The organism is Mucilaginibacter sp. 21P (assembly GCF_019331605.1).
In the GTDB taxonomy this organism is placed as follows: domain Bacteria; phylum Bacteroidota; class Bacteroidia; order Sphingobacteriales; family Sphingobacteriaceae; genus Mucilaginibacter; species Mucilaginibacter achroorhodeus.
The window spans coordinates 4048738-4073521 of sequence record NZ_CP063061.1; the positions used below are offsets into that span (position 1 = coordinate 4048738).

General features: G+C 43.2%; 19 protein-coding genes. 11 read left to right on the top strand and 8 right to left on the bottom strand.

Annotation, left to right across the window (positions count from 1 at the left end; translation table 11 throughout):
* Positions 1 to 41: 41 nt before the first annotated feature.
* Entirely contained in the window at positions 42 to 1442 is a 1401-nt protein-coding gene (locus INP83_RS18090; protein WP_255563189.1) for a DEAD/DEAH box helicase, read from the top strand.
* On the opposite strand, the gene INP83_RS18095 is transcribed toward INP83_RS18090, so the two are convergent.
* The 3 genes from INP83_RS18095 to INP83_RS18105 all read right to left on the bottom strand — a co-directional run bounded on the left by INP83_RS18095 (position 1439) and on the right by INP83_RS18105 (position 3926).
* Positions 1439 to 1666: a VF530 family DNA-binding protein gene (locus tag INP83_RS18095; RefSeq protein ID WP_219125364.1), complete on the bottom strand. Its 228-nt coding sequence runs from the start codon at positions 1664 to 1666 to the stop codon at positions 1439 to 1441. The two genes, INP83_RS18090 and INP83_RS18095, sit on opposite strands and share 4 nt — an antisense overlap.
* Before the next feature lie 69 nt (positions 1667 to 1735).
* A complete protein-coding gene (locus tag INP83_RS18100) occupies positions 1736 to 2209 on the bottom strand; it encodes a DUF4920 domain-containing protein (protein ID WP_219125365.1) in 474 nt (157 codons plus the stop codon).
* 37 nt (positions 2210 to 2246) lie between these two features.
* A complete protein-coding gene (locus INP83_RS18105; protein ID WP_219125366.1) occupies positions 2247 to 3926 on the bottom strand; it encodes a S41 family peptidase in 1680 nt (559 codons plus the stop codon).
* Positions 3927 to 4082: 156 nt separating this feature from the next.
* Between INP83_RS18105 and INP83_RS18110 the strand changes: the two genes are divergently transcribed.
* Both INP83_RS18110 and INP83_RS18115 read left to right on the top strand, forming a co-directional pair.
* On the top strand, positions 4083 to 5153 hold the full coding sequence (locus INP83_RS18110) for a sensor histidine kinase (protein ID WP_219125367.1): 1071 nt from the start codon (positions 4083 to 4085) through the stop codon (positions 5151 to 5153).
* A complete protein-coding gene (locus INP83_RS18115) occupies positions 5150 to 5863 on the top strand; it encodes a LytTR family DNA-binding domain-containing protein (RefSeq protein WP_219125368.1) in 714 nt (237 codons plus the stop codon). The genes INP83_RS18110 and INP83_RS18115 overlap by 4 nt, the downstream gene beginning before the upstream one ends.
* A 10-nt stretch (positions 5864 to 5873) precedes the next feature.
* Here INP83_RS18115 and INP83_RS18120 read toward each other — a convergent pair whose 3' ends face one another.
* The gene (locus INP83_RS18120) at positions 5874 to 6485 is read right to left on the bottom strand and encodes an alpha-ketoglutarate-dependent dioxygenase AlkB (RefSeq protein WP_219125369.1); all 612 of its coding nucleotides are present in this window, start codon (positions 6483 to 6485) and stop codon (positions 5874 to 5876) included.
* Positions 6486 to 6545: 60 nt separating this feature from the next.
* On the opposite strand from INP83_RS18120, the gene INP83_RS18125 reads away from it, so the two are divergent.
* Entirely contained in the window at positions 6546 to 6770 is a 225-nt protein-coding gene (locus INP83_RS18125; RefSeq protein WP_146270437.1) for a hypothetical protein, read from the top strand.
* A 4-nt stretch (positions 6771 to 6774) separates the two neighbouring features.
* On the opposite strand, the gene INP83_RS18130 is transcribed toward INP83_RS18125, so the two are convergent.
* The 4 genes from INP83_RS18130 to INP83_RS18145 all read right to left on the bottom strand — a co-directional run bounded on the left by INP83_RS18130 (position 6775) and on the right by INP83_RS18145 (position 13791).
* On the bottom strand, positions 6775 to 7989 hold the full coding sequence (locus INP83_RS18130) for an ATP-binding protein (protein ID WP_219125370.1): 1215 nt from the start codon (positions 7987 to 7989) through the stop codon (positions 6775 to 6777).
* 31 nt (positions 7990 to 8020) lie between these two features.
* Positions 8021 to 10423 carry a PAS domain-containing protein gene (locus INP83_RS18135; RefSeq protein ID WP_219125371.1) on the bottom strand — a complete coding sequence of 801 codons (2403 nt, stop codon included), beginning with the start codon at positions 10421 to 10423 and terminating at the stop codon, positions 8021 to 8023.
* A gap of 95 nt (positions 10424 to 10518) precedes the next feature.
* Positions 10519 to 12894: a GAF domain-containing protein gene (locus INP83_RS18140; protein ID WP_219125372.1), complete on the bottom strand. Its 2376-nt coding sequence runs from the start codon at positions 12892 to 12894 to the stop codon at positions 10519 to 10521.
* A 279-nt stretch (positions 12895 to 13173) separates the two neighbouring features.
* On the bottom strand, positions 13174 to 13791 hold the full coding sequence (locus INP83_RS18145) for a phosphatase PAP2 family protein (RefSeq protein ID WP_219125373.1): 618 nt from the start codon (positions 13789 to 13791) through the stop codon (positions 13174 to 13176).
* A gap of 115 nt (positions 13792 to 13906) precedes the next feature.
* On the opposite strand from INP83_RS18145, the gene INP83_RS18150 reads away from it, so the two are divergent.
* The 7 genes from INP83_RS18150 (at position 13907) to INP83_RS18180 (ending at position 24764) form a co-directional block, all read left to right on the top strand.
* Positions 13907 to 15145: a Pycsar system effector family protein gene (locus tag INP83_RS18150; protein WP_146270444.1), complete on the top strand. Its 1239-nt coding sequence runs from the start codon at positions 13907 to 13909 to the stop codon at positions 15143 to 15145.
* Position 15146: 1 nt separating this feature from the next.
* Positions 15147 to 17186 (top strand): polyphosphate kinase 1, encoded by a 2040-nt coding sequence (gene ppk1 / locus INP83_RS18155; RefSeq protein WP_219125374.1) that lies wholly within the window; start codon positions 15147 to 15149, stop codon positions 17184 to 17186.
* Positions 17183 to 18034, top strand: a complete 852-nt coding sequence (locus INP83_RS18160; RefSeq protein WP_219125375.1) for an SdiA-regulated domain-containing protein — start codon at positions 17183 to 17185, stop codon at positions 18032 to 18034. The genes ppk1 and INP83_RS18160 overlap by 4 nt, the downstream gene beginning before the upstream one ends.
* 26 nt (positions 18035 to 18060) lie before the next feature.
* Complete coding sequence (locus tag INP83_RS18165) at positions 18061 to 20643, top strand: outer membrane protein assembly factor (protein WP_219125376.1); 2583 nt, start codon at positions 18061 to 18063, stop codon at positions 20641 to 20643.
* Positions 20644 to 21364: 721 nt separating this feature from the next.
* Positions 21365 to 21658 carry a hypothetical protein gene (locus tag INP83_RS18170; protein ID WP_219125377.1) on the top strand — a complete coding sequence of 98 codons (294 nt, stop codon included), beginning with the start codon at positions 21365 to 21367 and terminating at the stop codon, positions 21656 to 21658.
* A gap of 16 nt (positions 21659 to 21674) precedes the next feature.
* The gene (locus INP83_RS18175; protein ID WP_219125378.1) at positions 21675 to 24242 is read left to right on the top strand and encodes a DUF5686 and carboxypeptidase-like regulatory domain-containing protein; all 2568 of its coding nucleotides are present in this window, start codon (positions 21675 to 21677) and stop codon (positions 24240 to 24242) included.
* A gap of 48 nt (positions 24243 to 24290) precedes the next feature.
* Positions 24291 to 24764: a MarR family winged helix-turn-helix transcriptional regulator gene (locus INP83_RS18180; protein WP_219125379.1), complete on the top strand. Its 474-nt coding sequence runs from the start codon at positions 24291 to 24293 to the stop codon at positions 24762 to 24764.
* Positions 24765 to 24784: the final 20 nt, after the last annotated feature.

Genomic DNA, 24784 nt, shown 5'->3' on the forward strand with positions numbered 1-24784 from the left:
TTTTTCAGGTTAGTAAACCTAAATGTAGTAAATATCTTTATATGGGTTATTTCAAAATGTTGTCTGCAATAGCTATCATCAGCGGCAAATATTTATTAGTTATCTTTGCAGCTTTTAAAGTTGATATGGCCTGGGCAGAAAAATTTAAGCTGAACAAACAGCTGGTACGATCATTAACGGAAGCGGGATTTGATAATCCTAAAGAGTTACAGCAAAAAACCTTAAGCCGTATCAATGGCGGGCAGGATGTAATTGCTATTGCGCCAGAGGGCGGTGGTAAAACCACTACCTTAGTACTTGCTACGCTTAACCGTTTTAAACATAGTGCCGATAATATACCTGCCGCGCTTATTTTATCGCCAGACCAGGAAGGTGTTGAAGCTATTAACGAACGCTTTAATCTGCTTAACCGTAATAAAACTATCCGCATAGTTTTATTACATCCCGGTACCGGTGTGGACCAGCAAATGGACGACCTTGCCGAAGGTGCTGATATTGTAATTGCCACGCCTGACAGGGCCCGCGCCATTTACCTAAAGCTGGGCTTAAACCTTAATAAGGTTGAGTTATTGGTGATAGATGATGCACATGCCATTGTCAAAAAAGGTTTGCAGCTGCCAACCACGGAGCTATCAACAAGCATAGGCAAAGCGCAACGCCTTGTGTTTACCGAAGTAATGCACGATAAGCTTGCCAAAATGATAGATCCGCTTATGCATCTGCCATCTACCGTTGAGGTTGAGGAAATGAGCGAAACTCAATTGGGTGTGCTCCCGCAGATGTTATACCACGTACCTAACTTTGGCACCAAGATAAATTTGCTAAACCTGTTTTTACAGGATGTTGAGGTGTTTACTAAAACGGTTGTATTCACCAATACCAGGCTTACTGCTGAAACCATCTACAAAAGCCTGCTTAGGAAAGCACGATTATCGAGCGCTTTTATTAAACCATTATCATACGAATATCCAGTTGCAGATAACGTTGCTGATTTTTTACGTAACGATAAACTAAGGGTATTGCTGATAGCTAACGAACTGGATGAGCAGGTTGATCTTACTGATGTACCGTTTATCATTAATTTTGATCTCCCGGCTGATAAAGAAGTTTACATTAAACACATTGAAATCCAAGCCAGTGACGAGGAAAGCGAAACCATCGCTTTAACTTTTGCCACAGATCTTGAGCTGGATCAGGTAAGGCGAATTGAGCAGGCCACCGGCCAAAAAATGCAAAATGCAGACCTGCCCGATGAGCTGGTGATAGAAAAAGACCGTAAGGAAAAAGAAGCTGAGAAAGCCGCCCGCCCAAAGCAGGTACATAAAGCAGAGGATAAATACACACCCGGCCCGGCGTTCCACGAGAAAAAGCCTGAGAATGCCAAAACCTACAATATCAGTTCATCTAAAAAAGCAAAGATGAACAAGGCTAAAAAGCATTAAGAATTTAACTCTTTGTAGTACTCCACGTATAGGTCTTCTACCTTTTGGCGTGCCCATGGTGTTTTGCGCAGGAACTTTAAACTTGATTTGATGCTGGGGTTATCCAGGAAGCAATTGATGCGGATGCGATAGCCCATCTCAGGCCAGCCCAAATGAGCAACTAATGCTTCAAGTATAGCCTGTAAAGTTTTACCATGCAATGGGTTATTGGGTTGTTGATGCATTATTTGTAAAATTAAAAAAGTCCCGCAAATATGCAGGACTTTATGCTATCGTTCCAAGTCAGGATCAGATTATTTAACCACCAAAACGCCATCAGCCATAATGCTTATATCGCGCTTTGGCTCTTTTATGGCAGCTATCTCTTCTTTGCTTTTACCCGCGTCTGCGGCATAGTGCCTAAGGCGCTCAACTGAAGTTTCTTTAACTTTAGCCTTACCTTCAACCACTACTGTTTTACCCACAATATTTTGCGGCATAAAGTAAGCGTAATCTGTAAACTGAACCATTACAGGTGTGCCATTAGCCTGTTCCAGTTTCATAAAGCAACCCTTCTTCTTGCAAACTTCCACAACCGTACCGGTGATCTTGCCGTTGTAAACAGAATCTGTTGAAAGCGTTTTATTGAGATCAGCAGTGGTAACAGCATTATCAGCAGTAACGGATTTGCCGTAAGTAACACCTGCTTCTGCAGGCTTTATGGTTGTTTGCGCAAAAGTAATGGTGGTTAAACCTAAGCATATCGCAAAGAGAATAATCTTTTTCATTTGGTTTATTGTTTGATCGACAAACAAATATAGTGGATTATTTTAAATCCTTTAAAGCCTGCCGGTACGCTTGCTCCAACTCATAATCAGGGGAAGATTGCATTTTTTCAGCACTGATCTTTATTTCCTTATCAAGTTTAACGCCCTGCCCCTGCTTAAAGCTATTGTTAGGTCCAACAACTTTAACTGCAGTGTAAGCGGCAGCTATTCCGCCTGGGTAATCGGTAAAAAACATATTACCGGTTGCTCCTGCCGTTTGCCTGCCCATTACAATAGTGTTTGGACGGCATCTTAGCGCCGCTGCAACGCTTTCGGCAAGGCTTTGGGTAAACTCGTTCACAAGTACAATCAAGCGCCCTTTATAGTGCGGCAAATTCAAAGTGTCCGTAGTTATATCGCCAACCTCTTTGTGAGCCTTATACATCCCTGGATAAAATAGTTCGGCATTGTAATTCACTTCCTCGCTCGTTTCGTTTCCAAATAGACCAGGGCGATAGATCTGCGTTGTAGGGAAGTATGGATAATCACGCATCTCCCATATCACTGTTTTAGCATTTTGGATAGCTATATACATTTGCTTCAATTGGTTGCTATCGGTTATTTTACAGAAACGTACGTAGAATACACCATCCCCCATATCTTCCCAAAGTTTTGGTTGGTGCTTAATGCGGTATTGGTAAAGCTCACTGTAAGAATAGAGTTTCAATTGTTGAGTAATGATTTTTCCGTTGCGTCGTATGGTTATCTGAACGCTTTTGGCGGTATCCATTCTAAATAGGTTTCTACCAATCTCTCTATGCAGCGTTGCTTCGTTACTCCCTGTACAATATTGCGTTATATGATCTTCACAAGTCCTTATATTTTTTTTGTTTATCGAAATTATCTCATCACCTGGTTTAATATCTTGTTTGTTTAAAAGCTCAGGATATTGGTCGTTCCCAACGAGGTATTTACCGCCAGAGTAATACACAAGGAAAGGTGCGTTTTGCAGGTGTTTATTGTAAAATTCATTCTGCCTGAAAAAAGAATGACTGTCTTTTATCTGAGCCGTAAGTTTTAAAAATACCAGCCGATATTGTTCTTTATTGGCTGCATTGATAAATTGTGGAATAAAATCGGTAAGTACCTTGTCCCAGTGCGGCGCAAACTCCCGCTTATGAGGATACCAGTGTTCAATGATATTCCAGTACCTTACCAAAGCCAGTAACCGGTGCGCTTCATCAGGATAGTCTGGCTTTGGATATTCCTCCTCTTTGAAATAAACATAATCAAGAGTAACATCGGGCTTATAGCGATTATCGACATAGCGATTAGAATCCGGCTGGCGGTGAAGGTAAAGATCACTGAACTCTGCTTTCATCTGAGCAGAAATGTTGAAATCCTTCAAGTCATTTTTGTTAAATACATGAAAAACGGAGTCACCGTTTGGTGGCATCAAACTATAATCAATTTTTTGTTTAGGTAAACTATTATAAAAGCTGATTATAAAATTATTATATTCATTTAATGCACCAATTTTCTTTATAGTTAACACCGAATTTAGCAATTTTTTATCCCAATTTGCAGTGTCTTTAGCTACCGCCGGATGATAGTATTTTAAAAATCCCCACACCTTAGCAAAAGTAGCGAGATGATCAACCTGCCTGCGGTTTTGCGCGTGCGTAACACATATGGTAAAGGTTAAAATTATGATGAGAGTTAAGGTTAGCTTTTTCATACCTCAAACATGCAAATGACTCCAGCAAGCATTCAATATTTTCGATTAACTGCCCTAACAACTCGTTAAATCATCGCTTTTAAAATTCAACGAGCAAAACAGGCCATTCATCTAAAAACTCAATATCTTAACGTATGTAAACTTACCTTTGTTTCTATGCCCTACCCCACCACCCCGCTCACTTATAAACAAAAAAGCCTTATTGCCGAGCTTTCGTATCTTGTGTTTGTGAGCGTGTTAAGCCCGTTTGCGGTGGGCTATCAAATTTGGGGTAATCTATCGTTCACGTTTAGTTTGGTGCTCCTAAACATACTGGATATCCTCGCGATAGTATTGTATTACCGAGCATATCTCCCACTAACAGTAGGTCGCAAGAAATACTGGTTGTTTGTATTGCTTTTACCGGTCTATATCATGATTTATGAAGTTTGGGGCCGCCTCACAACCATTGCAATGATCCATATGCCGTTTGTGCCGAAGGCCTACAGAGACAATCTTCAATCAGCCCATCCGGAAGATTTCTCTCACGGATATTTTAATCAAACGCTCGGTTATACCAGCCTTGTTCTGCTGGCTGCAACGTCCATCTATGTGATACGCCTACTGTTTAAAAACCAGGAGAATTTGAACACGTTAGAAACCGCTAAACTTCGCTTGGAGTTAGACCATCTAAAACAGCAGGTGCAACCTCACTTTTTCTTTAATACATTGAATAATATGTACGCGCTAAGTGTGCAGGCTTCGCCTAAAACTCCGCAAATGATTGCAGACCTATCAGCCATCATGCGGTATGTTTTGTACAACAGCCGGCATGAAAAGGTGAGCCTTGAAAGGGAAATTGATTTCATTAAAAGTTACATTCATCTCGAAAACGTGAGGCATGATAAGCCCGAAGCAATAGAGTTTATGATACAAGGCAATATTAGCCACATTGATATTGAACCCCTGCTGTTTTTGCCTTTGATAGAAAACACCTTCAAGCACTCGTTACAGAAAAACATTTCAGACAAGTGGGTGAAGATAGTACTGGCTATTGATGATGATGAACTGATATTCCAAACTACAAACCCCGTTGCGTGGACTGCCGAAGATGATATTGAAGGGGGTATCGGCCTTCATAACGTAATAAAAAGGCTTGAACTGCTTTACCCGGGTAAACACACCTTGCTTATGCACCAGTCCGATGGCATTTATACCGTAACTTTAACTATCCAATTACCCCAATGATCAATTGCCTTGTTGTAGATGATGAACCGCTTGCCCGCCATTTGCTGGAGGGTTATATAAGCCAATTGCAGGGATTTAATTGCCTTGCCGCTTGCCAAAGCGCTGTTGAGGCTTTCGGTTTGCTGCACCAGTATAAGGTTGATGTACTATTTCTGGATATACAAATGCCAGGCATTACAGGGATCAATTTCATCAAGTCTTTAAGAGATTCGCCAAAGGTGATATTTACCACTGCTTACAGTGAATATGCCGTTGACGCCTTTGAATTGGAAGCGATAGATTACCTGCTGAAGCCCATTACCTTTGAGCGATTCTTAAAAGCTATCCAGAAGATCAGGACTACCAATGACGTAGCTACCGATAGGTTAGTAAGCACTTTGCAGCCGGATAACCCTGCTCATATATTTTTAAAGATCGACAGACGCCTGGTTAAGATAGATCTTGCCGATATTATTTATATAGAGGCCTATGGCGATTACCTGAAAGTGCATACTACTACCCAAACCTATGTGACCTACATGACCTTCGCCAGGATGGAAAAATTGTTACCTGCATCAGGGTTTATCCGCATCCATCGCTCAACCATGGTAAATACTACTTGTATTAGCTTTATTGAAGGTAATTTTTTGCGCGTGGGTGAGCGTGATCTGGCTATAGGACAATCATACAAGGAGAGGTTGATAGCGAGTTTAAATCAAAAAGAGATGTAACTTGCAGCCCCTACCCTATCACCCTAAAAGTTAAATTTATCCTTTCCTTTACTGCTTTGGTTGATTTGGGTACCCGGTGCTCCCAATTGTGTTGCAGGTCGCCTTTCATAATGAGGAGTGAGCCGTTCTCCAGTTCTACCGAGTGGCGCAACTTGTGGTCTTCCTTGTGGCGGATATCAAACCGGCGTGCCTGACCAAAACTTACTGAAGCAATGATCGGGTTATGTCCAAGCTCCGGCTCATCATCGGCGTGCCAGGCGACAGAATCGTTACCGTTGCGGTAGTAATTTAACAACACGCTATTGAAGTTGATGCCTGCAGCGTCGTCCACACGCTGTTTTATCTGCAATAATTCGGGCGTCCATGGCATAGGGAAGTATTTGTTACCGCTGTAGGCGTACGTCTTTTCGTTATCGCCGTACCAGGCGGTGAGGCGGGGCGTATTCAATAGCTTACCGTACATCTGTATGGTTTCCTGCTTCCAGTCTATATCCGTTTTAAGCTTCTCCATAAAGTCCTTGCTCTCCCCGGCAGTGAAGAAGTTTGAGCGATAATCAAGCAGATGAAGCGGCAGGTGCCTTGTACTTTGCAGGCCGCCATCAAAAAAGCTAAGCTGTTCCATCTTATTTATAACAAGGTTTCGGCACGAATAGTGTTATACCTAAGCTTTAAATATACTATTATGAGTTCAGCATTTGTTAAAGAGGGCGATAGCCAGTGGTTGCACGAGATAGGGCCATCCATGAACGCCCTTATGGTTTTTTTGCAACGAGAAAACAATGGCATCAGGATTTATGAAAGGCGAAATTATTACAGCAGTAATGAAGGCCGGGATGTACACCAAATGAGCGATGGCTTAAGTTATGCAAAAAACGATGATGGAAAATGGTACGTGGTGTGGGATTAAGCCGCTAAGCAAGTTGCTTTTTAATGGTGAAGGTAAAAACAGAACCTTCTCCAAGCGTTGATTCAACCCTGATATCTCCCTGCAATTTATTCACAAGTGATTTAACGGTATACAATCCTAAACCTTTACCGGGTTTGTTAAATCTATCAACCTTGTTAAGGGTTACCGACCGGTCAAAAATACGATCAATGTTTTTAGCGGCTATGCCTATGCCGTTATCTTTTATGGTGAAGCTGTGATGTTCACCTTCGTCGGTGTAACTTATTTTAATATCTCCTGCTTCCTTATCATTATACCTAACGGCGTTATTAAGCAGGTTCATAAAAATCTGCTCAAGCGCCACGGCTGATGTACGCACAATGCATTCGTGCTGTGGTAAACTAATATTAATGTTGTTTGGAAGATCGCTATAATCCACAATGCTTTTTAGCAACGTGGGCAGGCAAACATCTTGTTGTTTCAGCACTAAAGCAGATGGCTCTTTGGAATAATCGAGCATCTCGTTAAGCAGATTTATAAGGCGTTTGGCAGCTTTATAAACCATTACAGCCAATCCTATGCTTTTTTCGTCACCAACGGCTTTTAACCTTGCCTCAAGCGCCTGTGCCGTTAACATAATGCTGCTCATTGGGTTTTTAATGTCATGCGCGGCCATGTGCGCAAACTTCTGGATAAAGATATTGGCTTCTGTTAACGCCTTATTGATATCTTCCAGCTGAGCGATCTTCCTGCGCAACTCCATTTGTGTAAGCACCTGTTTGGCAAGCGTACCTAAAGCCTTAATCTGCGAATCGCTCAGTTGTTTTGGTTCATGATCAATAACGCAAAGTGAACCTAAGGCAAAACCATCCTCGTTAACCAACGGGATACCCGCATAAAAAACAACTTGTGTATCACCGGTTACCAGCGGATTATTCTTAAACCTGTCATCACGCCGCGCATCCTGAACAATCATCGGTTGCGACTGATCCATTATGGTATGCGAACAAAAAGCGTGTTCTCTGGGAGATTGTTTAAGTTCTGTTCCATGCGCCGATTTGAACCATTGGCGGCTACCATCCAATAACGTTACCAGCGCAATGGGTGTTTGTGCTATTTCTGAAGCAAGCGCAGTAAGTTCGTCAAAAGCGGTATCTGCTTCGGTATCCATCATATCGTAAGCAAAAAGCGACTTTAGCCGGCCGTCTTCATTTTCAGGAACAGGAAAGGTATCGTTCAAATTAAGATCTTAAAGGTGATTTAAAGTTAATCTATTTTATGGGCAATGTAAACCAAAAAGTGCTGCCCTTTCCTAACGAGCTATTAACACCTATTTGTCCGTGATGTTTCTTAATGATCTCAGCACTGATAAATAACCCCAAGCCTAAGCCGGAATTATTGTATCCAGATGGATCTGTCTGGTAATACCTATCAAATAAACGGGCTTGCTTATCAGCAGGTATACCCGGCCCATTGTCTACAACCGACACCTTTACCCGGCCATCGGTTTTATCAACGTTCAGCGTTATCTCTTTAGAGTTAGGTGCATATTTAACGGCATTGTTAACCAAATTGACCACTACCTGATCTATCCGGTGTTCGTCTGCAAAAACTTCGAGATAATTTTCTCCTGTTTGCAAAATTACATGTTTACCAGTTGCTCGCACATGGCTGCAGCAATCGTCAATCAATTTAACAATATCAAACGTTGACTTGCTTAGCTGCAACTGTCCTTCGTTCATACGGCTCAGGTTAAGCAGGTCTTCTATCAGGCTGCTTATCTTATCCATACTTCGGTTGCTTTGCTCTATGAGGCGCGCCATCATGCCGGGAGATGGATTATCTTTCATCCTATCCAACAATTGCAGGGCGGCCTTTAGGCTGGTTACCGGCGTTTTAAGTTCATGGCTGGCAATACTTATAAAATCATCTTTCTGCTGGTCGTGCGCCTTGCTTTCGGTGATATCCAGCATGGTACCTGCAATACTCAACGCTTTACCGCTGTCGTTATAATAAGCTTGTCCGGTAGAACGCAGCCAACGTGGGCTGCTGCCATCCATCGGAGTTATCCTGTACTCAACCTCAAAACTCTCGTGCGTATCTATGCTGCGTTGTATGCTATCCTGAACGGGAATAACATACTCCGGTAATATAAGCCTGTATGATTCATCCAATGTGATGTTTGCATCAACAGGGATAGATTGCAAGCGCAAAGCCTGGTCTGAAAAAGTAAGTTTACCGGTTTCCAGATCAGCCGACCAGGTGCCAATATCAGCCGACTCTATTGCCAGCTTTAGTGTGTCGCGGGCTTGCTGCAATTCCCTGCGGGAGTTTACCCTTTCGGTAATGTCCATTACCGTTGCCATAATAGCCTCTACGTTGCCTTCCATATCAAACAATGGATCGTATGAAAAATCAACTATATAGTTAACCATCCCCATAGCAGTAGAAACATCTACCGAAATTTCTGGCAAAGCAAACTTTTTACCTGTGTCAAATACACCCTTCAGCATATCGGGAAAGGGCTGCCCTATCAGTTCAGGAAAAACATCCAGCAATTTTTTATTGATAACCTGGCCCGGCGTACGCCCCCATATCTCAAACATGTGTTGGTTTGCCAATTCTACTACCAGGTCGCGGCCCTTTAACACCGTCATAGCAACCGGCGCAGTCATTACCATACTGGCAAGCCGGTTTTTGCTTTCCTGAAGTCGTTTACGGGAGTTAACTTGTTCGGTAACCTCCGTAGCTATCATCAATATAGCATATACCACGCCATCACTGTTTTTAAGCGGATGGTAGATAAAATCGTAATAGCCGTGGTAAAGCTGCCCATCGTGCATAGTATTGGTAACCGCCTCAGAACCATAATATTCTTTACCCGTGTTAAAGGTATCGTTGAGCAATTGCAAAAAGTCCTGGCCTTGTAACTCGGGTAAGGCATCAGCTATTGGCATACCTATGATATGATCCGTTCGCCCCCAAATATTAAGTACGCGTTCATTAGCTGCCTCAATCACGAGATTCGCACCGGTAAACATGGCTATAGCCACAGGTGCCTGTGTGATCATGTTCCTGAACCGTGATTCGCTTTCGCCTAAGTTGTAGTTGGCCTCGTTAAGCTCCTCGTTGGTACTAAGCAATTCCTCATTGCTGGCAGCCATCTCCTCGTTACTTGCAGCAAGTTCTTCATTAGCCGCAGCGAGTTCCTCATTGGTGCTAATTAATTCTTCGTTTATAGCCTTTAACTCAGTTTGTAAATTAGATTCGCGCTGATGCGCAAGAACTTGCTCGGTAACATCTTTTGCTGTATGCAATATGCAACGGGTGCTACCATCCGGGTTTAAAACAGCCCTGTATTCAAAATCATAATAAAACTGCTGTAGTTTCCCGTCGCGGGTTAAAAACGCAGGCGTTTCCTCTCCCATATAGGTTTGCCCGGTACGCCAAACGTTGCGAAGAATATTTATAAATTCCTGATCTTTTAAAATAGGTACAGCTTCCTCAAGCGGTTTACCAATAACCTCCCGGCCAACATCCCAAAAACGGAGCATGGCATCGGTTGCTGTTTCAATAATAATATCTTTTCCGGTGTATACGGCTATAGCTTTATTGGCTAAAGAAATAATTTCAAGGAGTTCTTCGCTGCTTAAACGGGTTGTATCGGTATCCATCAAGTAATTATGCTGCTGCTAAACTAATAAACTTAATACAAACCTTAACCTTTTGGGGTTTCTTATTTGAACTTTTAAGCGCCAAAGCAACAGCCTTAAGTGGTAAAAACATTACTCTGTTCCTGCATTTCCTGATAAGTATAGAACCCGGCAACAGGCAGGCTGGTGTTGTAACAGATACTTACCCGTAAAGCCTTTAATCCCGATACGCCTTGCAGGTCTTCAACCTCCAGCATTTCTACTTCATCTTCTAACAACTTCTTTGCCTGCAGAAAGCGGATATAGTTAAGATACTCTACCTCTTCTTCGTGGTTAGAGTACACAATTGTCATCTTGCCTATGGCAGTGATCCTTTGCTGTGTTCCCTTGATAAATGCCTTGTCTATACGTTTTTTTACAATCTCGAACCGGGCGTTATAACTGCCATCCACATCAAAGCGTTTTTCATCCATGCGGAAACGGATAGACATTTCATGACTGTATACCAATATCAGCGAAGTTACATCCAGCGGGTAAGGCAATTTACTTTTCAGGAAACGTTGTTCCAGTTCCATCTGGCACATCACCTGCAATTGCCATAAGCGCAGGTTGTAAAGCTTGGTAACATCGTAGATCTTAGCCGGGCTGATGGAAGCACCTATATACATGTTATGCTCTACCCCATCAGTTTTAAAACGCTCGTAATAGTGCGGATAGGCTGCCTGTGCACCAACCTGGGCCATGTCAATAATTGATGCCATCTTTTGGTTGATCAGCGCTACCGTATCCTCATACTTGCGGCGATTGTTATGAAACTTACCGCTCTTTTCGGTCTGCGTAAAATAATCATCAATGGCGTTACGCTGGGCAACAGTAAGGTTGCGGGCAGATCGTAATATAGGGTGTATATGTGTTTCTAAATAATTCTGTATAAATTGTTCGGTATCAGCCTTTAATGTGCTCTGCACATCCATTACAAGCTCCTGCAGGTTTTTGATGTTTTGTTTAAGGTCAGGATCCTTTGAACCCTGGTGCAAATCTTCAAATAAAGGTATCAGATCAGTCAACTGCGTCTGCAAATCAAGCTGTACGCTGCGGTTGCGGGTATCTGATGAACCTTTAATATCTATTTGCCCGTAAAGCGGCACAACATCAGGGAAGGTCACCTCTCTCAGATTATACTCTTTCTTCTCAGCGCGGGCTTTAAGTGCCTTTTGTGCTTCTTTTCTAAATTTCCAGTAAACGCTTGGGTGTATGGTGGTGTATTCATTCTGAATAAGGGCCTGTACCTGGTTTTGCATAAAGCTGTACTGCCTGTCAATAGTGTCCGTAATGTACGGCATTACGATCTCTAACTGGTTGGCATTAACGCTATTCAATTCGCCAACATTTTCTGATGCCACCTCAATAATACCCAGCAAATGACCATTCTTTACAACCGGTGCAAGTATTATGCTTTGTACGCCCTGGTCTAATAGCCGCTGCGCCATCACGTTGCCCGGCTCCTGCTGCAGAAAACGGTAAACGTTTGCGATAGCAAAATACTTTTGTTCCTGAACCAACTGCTGCATTGATTTTACGCAGATAGCCTCAAAACACTCTTCGTCATCACCATCCTTTAACAAAAAACTTTTTAGTTTAGAGTTGAAGGTAGCCTGGCTGAATTTGTTCTCTGCCTCATTAAATGAAGTAAAACCAAGCTTAAGATCAGGTATCTTGAAAATAGAGCGAAACACCTCCAGTACCTTCTCCCGCAGGTCGTTACCCTGAGATCCTCCAAGCAAGGTGCCTTTAAGCGCCGATACAGCGTTTTCAACCGTTGCATCATACATGTTCAAAATGGCAAAGCCCTTTAATATCCAGCTGCCGATTGGGAAATACTTTTTCCAAAGCGCCAGATCATCAAAATTATCACGAAGCAGCTCAATGTCCTCAGGCGTTATATCTACAGCTTTATCTGTAGGTATAAGGTCCATAAAATCTGCATTGTATAATATGCGATAATGTTTCATGATACCCTGCGCGTTAGGTATATCATAAAATAACGGGCGGGAGAAATTGAAGTTAGTACCGTAATGCTCATTTAAAATAAGGCAGCAGGTACTTACATATATCTGGTGATCGGTAAAATCTCGTATAGAGATATCAAAAGCAGGACCTGCTTCCGCTAAAATATTCTGTAACCTTTTGGTTGGATTTAGCAGCACATCCTGGAAAGGCACAGTTATGGCCTTTATCTCGTTTTTTGTGAGGATAGCCGGGAAAAGATCAGCCAAAAGCTCTTTGATCAGGTCGATATGTTTTTCAATCAGCTCAATATCATCTGTCCCTTCCCTTAGCTCCGGGAAAGGTTCAACCCGTTCAAGTAAATGTTTTGCCCGTTCCGCATCAAATCCCTGGCCGGTTGCCGCAACTTCTTCAAGGTGCTCAATCAGCGCGTGGAAAGAGATACAATTCTCTAACGGGCTATCAATATATCTTTTTAAATTCATTAGTAACAAAGTGGGCTAAAAGCTTAGCGCCAACAAATTATAATACAAAATTATACAATATCATATACGATATTATTGTAAAGCCGATTTTATGACTTTAATAAGAAGAACGATTGAGGCAAATTAATCTTTTAAAATAAGTATCAAGAAGCTATTTTATTCGTACAGAAGTGTTCCTGTTCGGTGGGCGTCTCACTGTCTACTCACGTGCATTAGCTTCTCACCCTCTTTTCGCGAAGCGAAAGAGAAGGTGGTTCAGCGTAACGCAGACCGGGTGAGTCAGAGCTTCTTTAAGGGCTGCAGCAGTAATGCTGTGCCTGTACCTAAAATAGCACCGGTAGTAACATCAGTAGGATAATGTACCCCCAGGTACATCCGTGAATAGGCAACAGAACCCGCCCATAAGAACGATGGCGCTATAACATACCATTTTGGATAAGCATTTGACAGCGCCATAGCGGTTGAAAACGTGCTGGTAGCATGGCCCGATGGAAACGATGTGCTGCTTGCACGGTAAACCGGCACAATGTTAATGTTTTGCACAAAAGGTCTTGGCCGTTTGGTGAGGTGCTTTATAAGCAGCATGGCACCGTAAGATATTGCCGTGCTGCTGGCTATGTACATAGCGTTCTGGCGCATTTGCTTATCATTGCTAATGATGCCGCCTACCAGCAAACCGGCAGGAACACCAACATCAACATATTTGTAGCTTTTTGACAGAAAAAGCATTACTTCGGTTTGCCCGGGGGTGCGACTGGCCGCCAGATCAAGCATTATCCTGTCATCAAATTGTTGAATTTGCGACTGTGCAAATGAAGTAACAGCGGTAAATAGCACGAGAAAGGACTGTATTACAGCTATAAGCCACAATTGATATGTTCCGTTAACGTGCTTCATTAACTTTTGGGTGATATTTATTTTTATTTTTACCAAAGTAAAAAATATTTACACGTTTAAAAGGTCAGTGGCGGGTAATAAAGCAAATGGGCCGCATCTACTTATTCAAAAGCTCATGAGTTATACAGGCCTGCTTCACAAGGTTAAAGATTATGCCCTGCTTTATTATAAAACACACGCCGATGACCGGCTGGTTTATCACAATATTGAGCACACCGAAAACATGCTTACGGCCGCAACCCAGATCGGCAACCACTACCAGTTAGATGAGCGAAAATTTTTTATCATACATGCTGCTGCCTGGTTTCATGACCTGGGCTACATGGTTGATATGCAGCGCCATGAAGAAGAGGGTGCTAAACTGGCTGCCAACTTTTTAAAACAGTATGACGTTGACCCGCAGATTATTGGTGAAATAGAAGGCTGTATTATAGCTACCCAAATGCCACAAAGCCCCAAAACAGAACTCGAGAAAATAGTTTGCGATGCCGACCTGTTCCATTTAGGTACCGATGATTTTTTTAAGACAGATAAACAACTGCTTAAAGAGCTTTCTACTGTACACGGCATCGAAATGAGCAAGAACGAGTGGCGCAAAAAGAGCATCAGGTTTTTAGAGGCTCATCAGTATCATACTGATTATTGCAACGTACTGCTCAACAGCGGCAAACAAAAAAACATTCAAATATTAAAAGATAAGTTAGCAGCTTACGAAGCCAAGCATAAACTTTCACCTGGCACACTTGCCCCCCAACCTCAAACACATCACGAAGTGGAAATAGAAGAACCCAAAAAGAAGAAAAAGGAAGACCGCCCGGACAAGGGTATCGAAACCATGTTCAGGATAAGCAGCGGCAACCACCAACGCCTTAGCGATATGGCCGACAACAAAGCCCATATCATGATCACGGTTAACTCCATCATCCTATCGGCTATAATCAGTTTGCTGTTGCGTAAACTTACCGAGTATGAATATCTCATTATTCCTACTTTCATATTGCTGGCAGTAAGTTTACTGGCTATGACGTTCTCTATCCTATCCACCCGCCCGTCAATACCAAAGGGCACCTTTCAGCGCGATGATGTGGACCAGAAAAGAGTTAACCTGTTGTTCTTCGGCAATTTCTACAAAATGTCGTTAGATGATTATACCTACGGTATGGTAAAGATGATGGAAGATAAGGACTTTCTATACGGTAGCCTTATCCGCGATGTTTACGCACAAGGTGTGGTACTTGGTAAGAAGTACCGCCTACTGCGAAATGCCTATAATATCTTCATGTTCGGATTAATTATTGCTGTGCTGGCTTTTGTTATTGCCGCAACCGTTAATAATGCCAAAGACAAACATTAGCATGCTGAAGCCTAAATATTTTAACCGCGATATTAGTTGGATAACCTTTAACGGCCGTGTGCTTGAAGAGGCCGCCAAGCCCGAAGTACCCCTAATAGAGCGGATAAAGTTCCTTTCTATATACTCATCTAACCTGGATGAGTTTTACCGCGTGCGTTTCCCGGTGCTGCAGGCTTTAAAAAAGATAAGCAAAAAAAGCGACGAGCTGGACACCGATGAGCAAACCAACGTTTTGCAGCAAGCTAGTGAAATGGTTATGGCACAACAACAGCATTTTGGGCAAATATTAACCAAACAGCTTTTGCCTGCTTTAAAACAGAAGGATATTTCGCTGCTATACAATGAGCCATTACCCGACTTTTTAAAAAAAGAGACAACGGATTATTTCCAGTCGGACATACTGGCTTTTTTACAGCCGGTATTTATCAATGCCGATACCACCTACTTCCCGGAGAATAATAAGCTTTACTTTTTGGTACAGTTGTACGATGGCGTTAAGGCGGAGAAGCTGGTGCTCATCAACATACCATCAGATAGCTTACCTCGCTTTTACAGCAGCAAAAAAGGCAGCGAGCAATACATCTGTTTTATTGACGACATTGTTCGGGACAATCTACCTGCTTTATTTAAGGCTTACACCGTTGGCGGCTGCTACAGCATTAAAGTAACCCGTGATGCAGAGCTTGACCTGAAAGATGAGTACCCCGGCGAGTTATCAGACCAGATAGAGCGTCAACTTCAAAAGCGCGACCAGGGATTTGCCACCCGTTTTCTTTATCAGGCAGATACACCGTTGAGGATCGTACAAATGTTAACCGATCATCTTGGTTTGGAAAAGGCCAATGCAGTAGAGGGCGGCAGGTATCATAACCTTAAAGATCTGATGGCTTTTCCTGCAAGCAAACCGGAACTGGTTTACGACAAATGGCCTTCGCTTTCACTTAGCATACCAACACACGAACCGCTGGCTGATACCATTGCCAAAGGTGACCTGCTCATTAATACCCCCTATCAATCATACAATACGGTGCTTCGCTTTTTTAACGAAGCGGCCATCAACCCTGATGTAGAGGAGATCAACGTAACACTTTACCGCGTTGCCAGCGATTCACGAATCGTGAATGCACTGATCAGCGCTGCAAGGAACGGCAAAAAAGTGAACGTTGTAGTGGAGTTAAAGGCCCGTTTTGATGAGGCTAACAATCTCAAGTGGGCTAAAAAAATGAAGAACGCCGGCGTGCAGATCATTTACAGCGTTACCGCACTTAAGGTGCATGCCAAGATAGCGCTGGTGAAAACCCGCAAAGGCGACCGCATTACCTACACTGGTTTGCTGGCTACAGGCAACTTTAACGAGGGTACCGCAAAGTTTTATACGGATCATATCCTGTTTACGGCTAACCACAAGATCCTGCGCGAGGTTGAGCTACTGTTTATCTTCTTGGCTAAACGCGAGAAACCCACTGCAGATAACCAGATAGATTTTAAGAACTTGTTGGTAGCGGGTTTCAACCTTCAGCGCCGTTTTATGGATCTGATTGATCGCGAGATTGAATTTGCAAAGCAGGGCAAAGCCGCAGCTATCAACATTAAGCTTAACAACCTGGAAGAACAGGTGCTGATCAATAAATTATATGAGGCATCGCAGGCCGGGGTGAAAGTGCAGTTGATAGTGCGCAGCATTTGCTGCCTGGTGCCCAACGTTAAAGGCCTAAGCGAAAATATCACTATCAAACGCATTATCGACCGCTACCTTGAGCATGGCCGTGTTTTTATCTTCAATAACGATGGCGAGCGGGAAGTTTACATGGGATCGGCTGATTGGATGAACAGAAACATTTACCACCGTATTGAGGTTTGTTTCCCGGTTTATGACGAAGCCATTAAACAACAAATTGAAAAATTGATAGAACTGCAGTTGAATGATACCGCACAAGCTGTAATTTTAAATGAGCATTTGGAGCAGCTAAAGCCCGAAACACACGGTGAACTATTAGCTTCGCAAAAGGCAATCTATCAGCATCTGAAAACATCACTATGAAAAAACTAAGCTACTTCATAACCATACTTTTTATTGGTATTACAACGATTTCATGCGGACAAGGTAAAAGCGCATCGGGCAATCTGCCGGGATACGATCTTAACCACCCGGTTAAATATGATATGCCTGCAGATCTGTTGGAAATATCAGGCATAGCCTTTAACAACGGCGACGCAAGCACCATTTATGCCGAGCAGGATGAGGACGGAAAACTTTTCTGGTTTAAGCCGGGCGATAAAAACATCAGTCACACCAAATTCGGCAAGCATGGTGATTATGAGGACGTAGCTATTCTGAATAACTACGCTATCCTGATGCGCAGCGACGCCAGTTTTTATACCTTTCCGCTAAGCGGCATCCACACCAAAGATGCGAGTGGCGTGCAGGAATTTAAACAACTATTGCCCGTCGGCGAATACGAAGGCATGCATGCCGACGGTGGTAAACTCTACGTGCTATGCAAAATTGGTAAAGGTGTGGATCATAATAAGATCTGCAATGGCTACGTCGTAAGCCTGGCATCAAACGGTTCGCTTAGCAAAACGGGTAATTTCAGTATCGATGTTAAAAAAATAGCGGCACTGGCAGGTGCAAAAAAAATGAAGTTCCATCCTTCGGCATTGGCTAAAAATCCGTTAACCAGGCAATGGTACATCCTGTCGTCAGTAAACAAGATGATCGTTGTTACCGACGCCAACTGGAACGTGCAACAGATATACCCGATAGACCCCGATATGTTTTTACAGCCGGAAGGTATGGCTTTTGACAACCAAGGCAACCTCTACATATCTAACGAAGGCAGCAAAACACAACCCGGCAATATTTTGCTCTTTAAATACAAACGATAACTGTAAACCCTAAGCACTTATCAAACATGAAACCAGCAAAACACATTATAACGCTTTTGTTAGTCACGGCAACGGTATCAGCCTTTGCACAAAAAAAAGCTAAAGATATTGAACCTGATTACCGCTTTCGCGATAGCGTAGTGGTTAGGGTGCACCCACGCTATAACCAACGTGGTAAGGTACACCGCTGGCTTTTTGGCGAGAACTATCGTAAGGAATGGGCTACCGCCGTTAAGCTACCGGTTATTCGCATATCCGAAATAATGGGCGGACTTGAGCCCGAAAAAGAAGGTGGAGGCATGCAGTCAAAATCTTTGCGCCTAAAGGACAAAGATGGCAAAGAGTGGGTTATCCGCAGCGTAGAGAAAACGCCGGATAAATTGCTGCCCCCTACCTTGCGCCAAACGTTTGTAATAGATTGGCTGGACGATGCTTTGAGCGGTCAGCACCCATTCTCGGCGTTGGTAGTACCGCCTATGGCAAAAGCTGCCGGCGTTCCGCATTCGCATCCGGTTATTGGTGTGATTGCTGAGGATAAGGCGCTGGGCGAATACAACGCAAAGTTTAAAAATATGGTTTGCCTGCTGGAGGAACGCGAACCCATTGGCGACTCAGATAACAGCGAGAAATTGCTGGATAAGCTAATGGATGATAACGATAATCATTTCGACGGCGATGAATTCCTGAAAGCCCGTATGCTGGACCTGCTAATAGGCGACTGGGACCGCCACGAAGACCAATGGCGCTGGGCCGATGTGAAAAAAGGCAAAGGCAAAATGTACTTGGCCGTTCCGCGCGACCGCGACCAGGTATTTCACCTGGAAGAAGGGGTATTCCCTACCATAGCGGCTTTGCCATATATTAGTCCGCTGCTTGGTGATTTTAGTTATGATATCCCCAAGGTAAAATACAACCTGGCCAAAACCCGCTTTCTTAACCCTTATCCTGATTTCCAGATGTCGCATGAGCATTGGATGAAAGTGGTGAATGATTTTATAACTACACAAACCGATGCGGTTTTTGAAGAAGCGCTTAAACAACTGCCGGGCGATACTTATAAAATGGGGCACGATGTATTGTTGGCTAAATTAAAATCGCGCAGGGCGGCTTTACCCGATGCTATGGACAGGTATTACCGTTTCATCTACCGCATTGTTGATGTGAGGTTGAGCGATAAGAACGAAAAAGTAGTGATAACCGGCCAGCCGGACAGCAGCTTACTGGTACAGGTAAACAAGATCAATAAAGAAGGTGAAGTTAAAGACACGCTGATGTCGATGATATATCAACCACGTTACACCGATGAGCTTCGCTTTTATACTTCAAAGGGCGACGACCAGGTTACAGTTGATAATAAAACCTCTCCTATCCATATCAGACTTATAGGTGATAAGGGCGATAAGGTTTATAATATTGTAAATTCAGAAAGTACACTGCAGGTTTATGCCCGGAAGGATGCAAAGTTTGAGGGACAGACCAATAAGGCTGGCAAACACCTCTCAAATGACAGCCTCAACACACGCTTTTTGCAAACCAACCTCTACAACGTTTGGATGCCGCTTGCCACCGCCGGTTTAAACGCCGATGACGGTGTGCTAATTGGCGCAGGCGTTAAATACATCAAAAAGGATGGTTTCAGGAAAGAACCTTACACAAGTTCGCAGCAAATTATGATCACACACGCATTTGCTACAGATGCATTCCGCGTGAAGTATAATGGCGAGTGGATAAAGGCGATAGGCAATGCCGACATTTTATTGCAGGGTTATGCACAAGCACCAGACAATACCGCAAACTTCTTTGGTTTGGGAAATGGCACCCCGATAAATAAGAACCAGCCCCGCTACCGCAGGTTTTACCGAACCAGGTTTGACAACTACCAGGTTGATGCTGCGTTGCGCTGGAATGTAGGCAAAAACAGTACCTTTACGGCAGGCCCATCCTTTGAGTTTTACCACCTCGACCTGAAAGATAATGAGGGCCGTTTTATCACCAACACATCCAAAATAGGATCTTACGACAGTGCCTTTGTAGACAAGGATAAAGCGCATTTAGGCGTAACCCTCAACTTCAACAGCAACCAGCGTAAAGGTGGTGTGCTGCCTGTTGGTGGCTATTATTTTAACCTGAATGTGCAAGGTTATGACGGACTAAACAGCTACTCAAAAGCCTACCTGCAAATACGGCCCGAGTTCACTTTCTATCAAAAGATCACTGCTAATGGTTCTGTGGTTATTTCAGATCGTATTGGTGGGGGTGTTAGCTTCGGTCAGCCTGCTTTTTACCAGTCGATGTTTTTGGGCGGGCAGGGTAATTTGTTAGGTTACCTGCAATACCGTTTTGCGGGCAGGCACATGGCTTACAACAACCTGCAGGCAAGGGTTAAACTTTTTAATGTAAACAGCTATATCGTTCCGGGTCAGTTAGGGATAACGGGCTTTTACGATGCCGGCCGCGTTTGGGCACCAAGCGAGATATCAGATAAAATTCACCAGGGAGTTGGCGGTGGCGTATACTTCTCGCCTGCCGGGTTAACTATTTTGCAAGTGCTTGTAGGGCACTCTGAAGAAGGCTGGTACCCGTATGTGTCTATGAATTTTAGGATATAGTGATGCTCAATCGCCGCGGAGGGCTGTTACTTTGTCTTGATACAAAGTAACCAAAGATCAAGTCAGCAAAGAGGCTTCTTTTGCCGCACAGGGCCTTTACCCTGCAAGCAGTCAGAACCACGGGCTGCAAAATCTTGCCGCTACTTCGTTCGCTTATAGCCATCGCTTCAGGCAAGTATTGCTATGCCCTTGCCAACACACAAGGCCAAATTGTTCTGCCCGCTTTCGCCCGAAGCTTTTTTGCTGACAAGGAGGAAATAAAAAGTAGAATATAAATACCGTGATAAACCTAACGTAACCTAATAAAGGCTGCATAGCGTAACGTGCGGTCGCACAGGTATTGCAGAAGCAGAAACTTTGTAGCGCGTTACCGTAGCAGCGAGTTTTATTGATTGTTGCTTGTTTTAATAGGTATCAATGAGCTCGCTGTTGCTCGGTTCTTTTTGGTACTTTTTCTTTAGCGGAAAAAGAAAAAGTACATCCACAGGCTTGTCAAAACACCACTACCCTTCCTAACGAAGAAGCAAAATTACAAGGCTATACTTTAAAAACCGTCCTATCTAAGTGTCCATTTAACACACCTTTAACATTTCAATTGTCATCCAATTTTCCATCCGCCTGACTTTTGTCAGCCAAAAGTTAAAAACTGTTAAAAATGGTAAATTCAGTTGACGAATATAGTCAACTCGGTTTACATTTGTGCCATTAATAACGGGCACTCATGAAAGCGTTTACTTTACCTTATTCAAACTCAGTTCCTTTCCAGGTTAAGGAGCAAGCGGCCGATCAGTTCCGCACTGATAGGGCCGACGCTAAACTTAAACAACAACTTACTCCCGCACAATATGTGATCGGTGTTCTTAGCGAAGGTTTAAAGCAAAACCTATTGGGTGCCGATATCGACATGGAATTTTTAACGCTAACCGTGCGCAGCTATGCATCTGGATCTGTAAAAGCAGTGCGAAGGTTTATAAGCAAAACCGGCAATAAAAACATCAGCCAAACCTCTATCTAACATCTCAACACAAATAATGAAATTGTCCTTTACCCTATTTAATAAATTCTTTTTAACCTGTTTAGTATTATTATCGTCGGTTGCGGCGTTTGCGCAAACAAAGGTTAGCGGTGTGGTTACCGATGCCAAAACCAAACAGCCCATGCCTTATGTTACGGTAACCTTTGCAGGCACAACCATTGGGGCCGGCACCAATGCCGACGGCCGTTACACCATAACCACCACGCAGGATGTAAAGCAGATCCAGGTATCCTTTGTTGGTTTTCGTACTGCCGTAAGAAACATAACCCCCAACCAGGAACAAACCATAAACGTTGCCCTTTCAGAAGACAACCGCAGGTTAAGCGAAGTGATGGTTAGGTCCGGCAAGAAAAAGAAGTACAGCAATAAAAATAACCCCGCTGTGGAGCTGATACGCAAAGTAATTGCCCACAAAGCACAAAACCAGGTTGAGAATTACGATTACGCCCAATACAAACAGTACGAGCGTATGAACGTATCGTTAAGTAACCTGAGCGAAAAGTTTAAGAACAAAAAGATCTTTAAGAACTACCAGTTCCTTTTCCGTGAACAGGCAGATTCTACCGCAATGGGCGGCAAGATCCTGTTACCTGTTTACCAGGAAGAAAAGCTTTCTGAAAACTATTATCGTAAAGTGCCTTACGCTAAAAAGCAGGTGATCACTGCAAGCAAACAGGTTAAATATGATGAGAACTTTGTAGATAACAATGGTCTTAAATCATACTTCGACCGGATGTACCAGGACATTAATATCTATGATAACAATGTATCCTTACTCAGCAATCAGTTACTTAGTCCTATTGCAGATAATTCACCATCGTTTTATAAATTCTTTATCACTGATACCCTTAAGGATGTTACGCCGCAACTGATAGAGTTGAGCTTTACGCCGCGCAACACCAACAATATGTTGTTTGAGGGCCGCATCTACATTACCATGGATGGTAACTATGCCGTGCAGAATGCCTTTTTAACTGTCAACAAAAACATCAATCTTAACTTTGTGCGCCAGATGCAGGCCAATCTTTCTTTCGAGAAAAATCCTGACGGCCGTTACCATCTGAGCCAAAGCGACCTGAAGATAGAGTTTGCTCTTAATAAGGAAAAAGGCGGCGGCATGTATGGCGAGCGCCTGGTGAACATTAGCAACTTTGAGCTGAATAAGCCGGCAGATAAGAAAACTTACGAAGGCCCGTCGCAGGTGGTTGCGCTTAACGCCGAAGAACAAAACGATGCCTACTGGGAACAGGCACGCCCGGATACACTTGATGCTGCATCGGCCAGTATCTACAAGAACATTGATAGCCTGCAAACTATCCCATCGTTCAAAAAAACAATGGACATTGCAACGCTGGTTTTAGCCGGGTACAAAAACTTCGGCAAATTTGAGTTAGGCCCTGCCAACACTTTTTACAGCTTTAACCCGGTAGAAGGTTTCCGCTTGCGCGTAGGTGGCCGCACCACACCAGAATTGAGCAAAAGATACTATTTTGAAACTTACGGCGCTTATGGTTTCCGTGATGAACGCTTTAAATACTTTTTAAGCAGTACCTACTCGCTTAACAATAAGTCTATCTATTCGTTCCCGCAGAATTACATCCGCGCCAGCTTCCAGCACGATACCAAAATACCGGGCCAGGAACTGCAGTTTGTGCAGGAGAGCAACTTCCTGCTATCATTTAAGCGTGGGGTGAACGATATATGGTTGTATAACGATATTTTCCGGTTGGATTATGTAAAAGAGTACAGCAACCACTTCTCGTACTCATTAGGTTTTAAAACCTGGGCACAAAGCCCTGCCGGTGCGCTGGTTTACCAAAACCTACTGCCAAACGGCACGCTAAATAACGTTAACCAGCTAAAAACCACTGAATTTTCTGCCCAAATACGCTGGGCACCGCATGAGCGTTTTTACCAGGGCAAGCTTTACCGCGTACCAATACCTGATAAATACCCAATATTTACTTTGAACTATACACAGGGTGTATCGGGTTTATTTGGCAGCCAGTATAATTACCAGAATGTTATCGGTAACATCAGCAAACGTTTCTACTTTTCGCAATTGGGTTACACCGATGTTACTACTGAGGGTGGCTACCTGTTTGGCAAAGTACCTTTCCCGCTATTGGATATTCATCATGCTAACCAAACATATGCGTTTCAGTTACAATCGTACAACCTGATGAACTTCCAGGAGTTTGTGAGCGACCATTATGCCAGCATCTTTGTAGACCATAACTTTAATGGTTTCTTCTTTAATAAGGTGCCCCTGCTTAAGAAACTGAAGCTGCGCGAGATCATAGACGTGAAAGCATTATGGGGCGGTGTACGTGCAGAAAACAACCCAAGTAACGATCCTTCGTTACTGCGATTCCCTACTAATATAGGCGCGGGCGGCGTGGGTACTTACACATTAGGCAGCACCCCTTATGTTGAGGGTAGCTTTGGTGTTGGTAACATATTTAAAATATTACGTGTTGATCTGGTTAAACGCTTTACTTACTTAGACCATCCCGGCGCACCGGAATGGGGCGTGAGGTTCTTTGTTAAGTTTGACTTTTAATGGTAAATTCGTAAACCAAGTTGACCTATTTTCAGTTTAAAAGATATTATGGCGAACCCAAGTTTAATTACTGAAGAAAGTAAAAAGGTTGCTCCTAAGCTGGTTTATCTGCTTAAGCGCCTTTTGGACGAGTGGATGGGGAAAAAACTTTGCCGCATTAATGAGCCTGGTTTTAACAGCGCACACCTGCCCCTGTTTATGACCATCGGTAAAAGCGGTATCTCAAACAACGAGCTTGCTGCTAAAATGAATGTTACTAAACAGGCCACAAGCAAAATAGTAAAAGAGCTTGAAGCCATTAATATGCTTAAAAGCGAAAAAAGCCCCGATGATGCGCGCGTTGTAATGTTGCACTACACCACCCAGGGCGAAACCTTTTACCATCACCTTAAAAATCAGGTATTAGACCTTGAGGCCCAATACAAAAAAGTAGTAGGCTCTAAAAATTACGACATTGCCATTGATGTAATGTTAAAACTGGTACAATTTCACGAAGAACATAACTGCATCGAAAAAAATTAAAAATTACGATGCAAATGACA

Coding starts and splice junctions, on each gene's coding strand:
- INP83_RS18095 (WP_219125364.1), bottom strand. CDS start 1,666: ATGCATCAACAACCCAATAACCCATTGCATGGTAAAACTTTACAGGCT.
- INP83_RS18105 (WP_219125366.1), bottom strand. CDS start 3,926: ATGAAAAAGCTAACCTTAACTCTCATCATAATTTTAACCTTTACCATA.
- INP83_RS18165 (WP_219125376.1), top strand. CDS start 18,061: ATGAAACCAGCAAAACACATTATAACGCTTTTGTTAGTCACGGCAACG.
- INP83_RS18090 (WP_255563189.1), top strand. CDS start 42: ATGGGTTATTTCAAAATGTTGTCTGCAATAGCTATCATCAGCGGCAAA.
- INP83_RS18100 (WP_219125365.1), bottom strand. CDS start 2,209: ATGAAAAAGATTATTCTCTTTGCGATATGCTTAGGTTTAACCACCATT.
- INP83_RS18160 (WP_219125375.1), top strand. CDS start 17,183: ATGAAAAAACTAAGCTACTTCATAACCATACTTTTTATTGGTATTACA.
- INP83_RS18115 (WP_219125368.1), top strand. CDS start 5,150: ATGATCAATTGCCTTGTTGTAGATGATGAACCGCTTGCCCGCCATTTG.
- INP83_RS18180 (WP_219125379.1), top strand. CDS start 24,291: ATGGCGAACCCAAGTTTAATTACTGAAGAAAGTAAAAAGGTTGCTCCT.
- INP83_RS18145 (WP_219125373.1), bottom strand. CDS start 13,791: ATGAAGCACGTTAACGGAACATATCAATTGTGGCTTATAGCTGTAATA.
- INP83_RS18110 (WP_219125367.1), top strand. CDS start 4,083: ATGCCCTACCCCACCACCCCGCTCACTTATAAACAAAAAAGCCTTATT.
- INP83_RS18175 (WP_219125378.1), top strand. CDS start 21,675: ATGAAATTGTCCTTTACCCTATTTAATAAATTCTTTTTAACCTGTTTA.
- INP83_RS18140 (WP_219125372.1), bottom strand. CDS start 12,894: ATGAATTTAAAAAGATATATTGATAGCCCGTTAGAGAATTGTATCTCT.
- INP83_RS18170 (WP_219125377.1), top strand. CDS start 21,365: ATGAAAGCGTTTACTTTACCTTATTCAAACTCAGTTCCTTTCCAGGTT.
- INP83_RS18120 (WP_219125369.1), bottom strand. CDS start 6,485: ATGGAACAGCTTAGCTTTTTTGATGGCGGCCTGCAAAGTACAAGGCAC.
- INP83_RS18135 (WP_219125371.1), bottom strand. CDS start 10,423: ATGGATACCGATACAACCCGTTTAAGCAGCGAAGAACTCCTTGAAATT.
- ppk1 (WP_219125374.1), top strand. CDS start 15,147: ATGCTGAAGCCTAAATATTTTAACCGCGATATTAGTTGGATAACCTTT.
- INP83_RS18150 (WP_146270444.1), top strand. CDS start 13,907: ATGAGTTATACAGGCCTGCTTCACAAGGTTAAAGATTATGCCCTGCTT.
- INP83_RS18125 (WP_146270437.1), top strand. CDS start 6,546: ATGAGTTCAGCATTTGTTAAAGAGGGCGATAGCCAGTGGTTGCACGAG.